The sequence below is a fragment of the Terriglobales bacterium genome, assembly GCA_035454605.1.
Taxonomy (GTDB): domain Bacteria; phylum Acidobacteriota; class Terriglobia; order Terriglobales; family Acidobacteriaceae; genus DATMAB01.
In genome coordinates this window covers 1-5,238 of the sequence record DATIGQ010000095.1, presented here as the reverse complement: position 1 = coordinate 5,238, position 5,238 = coordinate 1, and the positions used below count along the sequence as shown (strand labels likewise).

Genomic DNA, 5,238 nt, shown 5'->3' with positions numbered 1-5,238 from the left:
GCGCAAGCTCGACGACGCCGGCTTGCACGCCATGGCCGGAAATCTTTCCGGCCTCACCGAGGATGAAGCCGAGCGCACTCTTGCCCAGGCGCTGGTCGCCCGCTACGAGATGTCCAGCCAGACCGTTCTCGATGTGCTCGAAGGCAAGAAGGAACTCCTGCGGCGCAGTGGCCTGCTGGAATTTGTCGAGGTCCGCGAAGACCTGGCTTCGGTCGGCGGCCTTGAGAATCTGAAGAAGTGGCTGCTCGTGCGGCGCGGCGCCTTCGAGCCCGCCGCCCGCGATTACGGACTCGATCCGCCGCGCGGCGTCACCCTCATGGGCGTCCAGGGATGCGGCAAGAGCCTTTGCGCCCGCGCCATCGCCGGCGACTGGAAAGTCCCGCTGGTCAAGTTCCAGACCTCCGCTGTCTTCGACAAGTTCATCGGGGAAACCGAAAAGCGTGTGCAGCGCCTGTTCGAAGTCGCTGATCAGCTCGCCCCTATCGTCCTCTGGATCGACGAGCTGGAAAAAGTCTTCGCCGGTACCGGTCCGGAAGCCGCCGTCGTTGACGCCGGTGTTTCCGCGCGCATGCTCGGCGCGTTCCTTTCCTGGATGCAGGACCGCCGCTCCGCCGTCTTCATCGCTGCCACGTCCAACAACGTCGCCGCTCTCCCGCCGGAGCTTCTACGCAAGGGACGCTTTGACGAGATCTTCTTCCTCGACCTTCCCAACCAGGCCGAGCGGCGCGCCATCTTCACGTTGCATCTCGCGCGCCGCAAGCGGAATCCTGCGGAGTTCGACCTTGACCGCCTGGTGGACGCGGCCCGCGGCTTCTCCGGCGCCGAGATCGAAGGCGCCGTGCAAGCCGCCATGTACGCTTCGTTCGCCGACAAGAAGCCGCTCTCGACAGAAACGCTGCTCGAGACGCTGCGCACCACCGTCCCGCTCTCCCGCACCCGCGCCGAGGACATCGCCCGCCTCCGCGCCTGGGCCCAGGAGCGGGCTGTGCCGGCTTCGCTGGCGGAGACGTAGCGCGGAGACCAAGATGGGAGCTGGCTTCCCAACCTTGGCTCCTTTCGTCCAAATGTGTACGTATCCGGAAACACCGATGACCCGACTGCGCTTACCTTCCTTGCTCTTGCTCGCGTTCCTGCTGTTTGCACCCGCGGCATCTTCGCAGAACGACCCCGCCCTCGAAGCCAAAGTCGACGCCTACGTCAAACCCTACTTGGAAAGCCACAACTTCAGCGGCTCGGTCCTGATCGCGCGCGGCGACAAGGTTCTGGTGAGCAAAGGCTACGGGATGGCCAACTACGAACTGGATGTCGCCAACACACCCCATACCAAGTTTCAGATCGCTTCCGTCTCCAAGCCTTTTACCGCCGCGGCCATTCTGCTGCTTGAGGAGCGTGGCAAGCTGAAACTCAAGCATCCGCTGGCCAAGTTCATCCGGGACTATCCCCAGGGCGACAAGATCACGATTCACCAACTGCTCGCTCACAGTTCCGGCATTGTCAATGCCAACAATCTTCCGGGGTACCGCGAGAAGTCTCGCTTCCACCAGTCCCTCGACCAGGTCATCGCCATGTTCAAGGGGACGCCGCTGCTGTTCCAGCCGGGAGAAAAGTTCGACTACAGCAACTCCAACTACAACCTGCTGGCCTACGTCATCGAAAAGGCCTCGGGCGAAACCTATGGGGATTTCCTCCGGAAGAACATCTTCGAACCCCTCGGCATGAGCGACACCGGCGAGCCGCACGCCGATGAGATCATCCGGAATCACGCCTCCGGATACGTGCCGCGCGGCATGAGTGACGTCCAGAATGCGCCCTATCTCGATTGGTCCATCAAAACCGGCAACGGCTCGCTTTACTCCAGCGTCGAAGACCTCTACAAGTTCGACCGCGCTCTTTACACCGACAAGCTGTTGCGCCGCTCCAGCCGCGACCAGATGTTCAAGGAGCACTTCGAGGGTGTGGGCTACGCCTGGTTCATCGGCAAGAAGTTGAATCGCCGGGCCATCACCTACACCGGCCGCAGCCCCGGATACACCACGGCCTTGCTGCGTTTTGTGGAGGATGACGCCACCGTGATCCTGGCTTCCAACATCTATTCCAGCCTCACCCGCTCCATGGCCGATGACCTGGCCGCCATCCTGTTCGGCGAGCCCTACCGGGTCCCGGAGCTGACCGCCCATCCGCTGGACGAGGCCGTGCTGAGCGCCCTCCCGGGACGCTACCAGTTCGGGCCTGACTTCTTCACGCCTAACCTCGTCATCAAGGTGGAAGCCCGCCAACATGACCTGGCGATTGCCACTCCGGACGAGATCTACCTGATCCCGCAGTCGGACGGATCCTTCATCGACCGTGGGTACGGCGGCAAGATGAGTTTCTCCAGGGACGAGCAAGGCAAGGTAAATCAACTCACCTGGAGTTTTGGTGACGCCTTCGTGGCCAAGCGGCTGCCTGACTAGTGGGAACCCGAAGCGGCACTCCTGGGCTCGGTTGACTCCGCAGCAGCACCGGGCTAGGCTAGCGTCAATGGTAGTTGCCGCATCGGTGGCCAGCTTCGTAACCGCCCGTTGTTCCCCCTGCAAAGATTGCACACGTGGTTCGCGGCCGGTGCCGCGCTACCTAAGGAGGATCGCGTCCGACACTCCATGAAGAAGAACCTCGAGATCAGCCCCAACATCGAGACCCTGTTCGGCACCCGCGACGAGAACCTGCACCTCATCGAGGACGCGCTCAACGTTTCCATCGACCTGAAGGCGGATACGCTCCAGATCGAAGGCGCGGCCCGTGACGTCTCCCGCGCCGAGCAGATCGTCCGCGAGTACGACCAGTTGCAGCGCGCCGGATACAGCTTCACCAACGGCGACCTCGGCTCCATGCTGCGCCTGGTGACCTCGGACGTCTCGGTCACGCTGCGCGGGCTGGCCGAGTCCAGCCGCCAGCGCGCCGCCGGCCGCCGTGTGGTCCAGCCCAAGAGCCTCAACCAGCGCCGCTACATCGAAGCCATCGAGCAGTTCGACATGGTGTTCGGCATCGGCCCCGCCGGCACCGGCAAGACCTATCTCGCGGTGGCCATGGCCGTCGCCGCTCTGCTCAACAAGCAGGTGCACCGCATCATCCTCGCCCGCCCCGCGGTCGAAGCCGGCGAGCGCCTGGGCTTCCTTCCCGGCACCCTGCAGGAGAAGATCGATCCCTATCTGCGTCCGCTCTACGACGCCCTCTACGACCTGCTCGAACCGGAAAAAGTCGACCGCTACCTGGAAAAGAACGTCATCGAGATCGCGCCCATCGCCTTCATGCGCGGCCGCACGCTCAATGACAGCTTCGTCATTTTGGATGAGGCGCAGAACACCACCAGCGAGCAGATGAAGATGTTTGTCACCCGCCTGGGATTCAACTCCAAGGCCGTCATCACCGGCGACATCACGCAGATCGACCTTCCCGGTGCGCGTCGCAGCGGTCTGCTGGAAGCCCGCGAGATCCTGAAGACCGTCGAAGGCCTCCACTTCTGCTACTTCAATGAAAGCGATGTGGTACGGCACCATCTGGTGCAGCGCATCATCCGCGCATACGACGAGCACAAGGAGCGCCAGGCGGACGCTGCCAAGACGGCGGATTCCGGGCCAGGGAAGGCGGCGGAGGCGGCTCCGCCTGCGGAATTCAAGTACACAGAGGAATGAACCGGTAGAATAGCGCGGGAGGAACGGCCATCGGGCCGCTTCTCCCGTTCCTCTTTTTGCGATCATGGTGATCCTGCGCCAATCCGTACGGGGAGTGAGCGCGAGTGCGCTCCAGCGTTTTGCCGGGCGCGCGCGCCGCGCCGCCGGCTTGTCCGGGCGGATGGACGTGCTCATCACCACGGACCGCGATCTGCGCGCCTTGAACCGGCGCTTCCGGCGCAAGGACAGAGCCACCGACGTACTTTCGTTCGCCGGCCAGAACGGCGCCGCCGGGGACATCGCCATCTCGGCGGAAACGGCGGCGCGCAATGCGCGTCGGCTCGGGCATTCGACGGCGGCGGAACTGAAGGTGCTCATTCTGCACGGCGCGCTGCACCTGGCGGGCTACGACCATGAGCGCGACCGTGGCCAGATGGCGCGCCGCGAACAGCGCCTGCGCCGCCAGTTCCGGCTACCCACCGGCCTCATCGAACGGGAGCGCAAGCCGTGAGCCTGCTGCTGTTCATCATCGGCCTGGTGCTGGCGGGCATGCTGGCGCTGGTCTCTTACGTCGAGCGCGTCTACACCGAGATGGGCAAATTCCTGGCGCGCGAATACCAGGAGAACATCGAGATTTTTGAGAAGAGAGTGGAGCCGCACCTGGGCGCGAACCGCAATCGCGCCTCGCTCTCCATGTCGGTGCTGGCGCAGCTCATCACTGCGACCCTGGCCTTGCTGGTGGGCTTCTCCATTTTCGCCGACGGCGCCTGGGACTGGGCGGAACTTGCCGAAGGCGCCACCGCCTTGCTGGTGATCGTGTTGCTGTTCAACCGCCTGCTGCCTTTCGTGCTGTTCGCTCGCACCCGCGGCGAATGGCTGGCGCCTTTTGCTCCGGTGCTGCGCGTGCTCATCTACGTGGCGCTGCCGTTCACCATCGTGCTGAGCTTCGCGCTTTCGGTGGCGGCGCTCACCGAAGAGCATGCGGTCGAGGAGCCGGAGAGCCCTGCCGAAGCGGTGGACGCGCTCATCGAAGCGGGACAGGAAGAAGGCATTCTGCACGGCGCCGACCGCCAGCTCATCCACTCCGTGGTGGAGTTCGGCGAAAAGACGGTGCGGGACGTCATGACGCCGCGTCCGGAGATCGTTGCCGTCCCCTCCGACACCACCGTGGACCAGTTCATCGAGCTTCTGCGCACCAAGCCCTACTCGCGCGTGCCGGTGTATGAAGGCTCGCTGGATAACATCCAGGGCGTGGTGTTCGCGCACGACGTCCTGCAGATGTCGGACGCCGAAGCTCGCACCCGCACCGTGCGCGGCCTGATGCGCACCGTCCCCTTCGTGCCGGAAACCAAGCGCGTGGGCACGCTGCTGCGCGAATTGCAGAAGAACAACATGCACATGGCCATCGTGATTGACGAATACGGCGGCGTCGCCGGCGTGGCCACCATTGAAGATCTGGTGGAAGAGATCGTGGGCGAGATCCGCGACGAGCATGAAGCCAAAGCCGACCTGGTGCGCGAGCCCGATGGCGCCGTCGTCGTCCCCGGCAACATGGACGTGGACCGCCTGGTGGAGCTGTTCGGCGTGC

General features: G+C 63.9%; 5 protein-coding genes. All 5 read left to right on the top strand.

What is annotated here, in order from left to right:
• A partial coding sequence (locus VLE48_06825; protein ID HSA92707.1) for an AAA family ATPase occupies positions 1–1,012 on the top strand: 1,012 nt, incomplete at its 5' end.
• A gap of 76 nt (positions 1,013–1,088) precedes the next feature.
• On the top strand, positions 1,089–2,453 hold the full coding sequence (locus VLE48_06820; protein ID HSA92706.1) for a serine hydrolase domain-containing protein: 1,365 nt from the start codon (positions 1,089–1,091) through the stop codon (positions 2,451–2,453).
• Between the two features lie 186 nt (positions 2,454–2,639).
• Positions 2,640–3,671, top strand: coding sequence for a PhoH family protein (locus VLE48_06815; GenBank protein ID HSA92705.1), 1,032 nt, complete (start codon positions 2,640–2,642; stop codon positions 3,669–3,671).
• Positions 3,672–3,735: 64 nt separating this feature from the next.
• Complete coding sequence (gene ybeY / locus VLE48_06810; GenBank protein ID HSA92704.1) at positions 3,736–4,161, top strand: rRNA maturation RNase YbeY; 426 nt, start codon at positions 3,736–3,738, stop codon at positions 4,159–4,161.
• Positions 4,158–5,238, top strand: a 1,081-nt coding sequence (locus tag VLE48_06805; protein HSA92703.1) for a hemolysin family protein, incomplete at its 3' end; no start/stop codon positions are given. The genes ybeY and VLE48_06805, both read left to right, overlap by 4 nt.

Coding starts and splice junctions, on each gene's coding strand:
- VLE48_06820 (HSA92706.1), top strand. CDS start 1,089: ATGACCCGACTGCGCTTACCTTCCTTGCTCTTGCTCGCGTTCCTGCTG.
- VLE48_06815 (HSA92705.1), top strand. CDS start 2,640: ATGAAGAAGAACCTCGAGATCAGCCCCAACATCGAGACCCTGTTCGGC.
- ybeY (HSA92704.1), top strand. CDS start 3,736: ATGGTGATCCTGCGCCAATCCGTACGGGGAGTGAGCGCGAGTGCGCTC.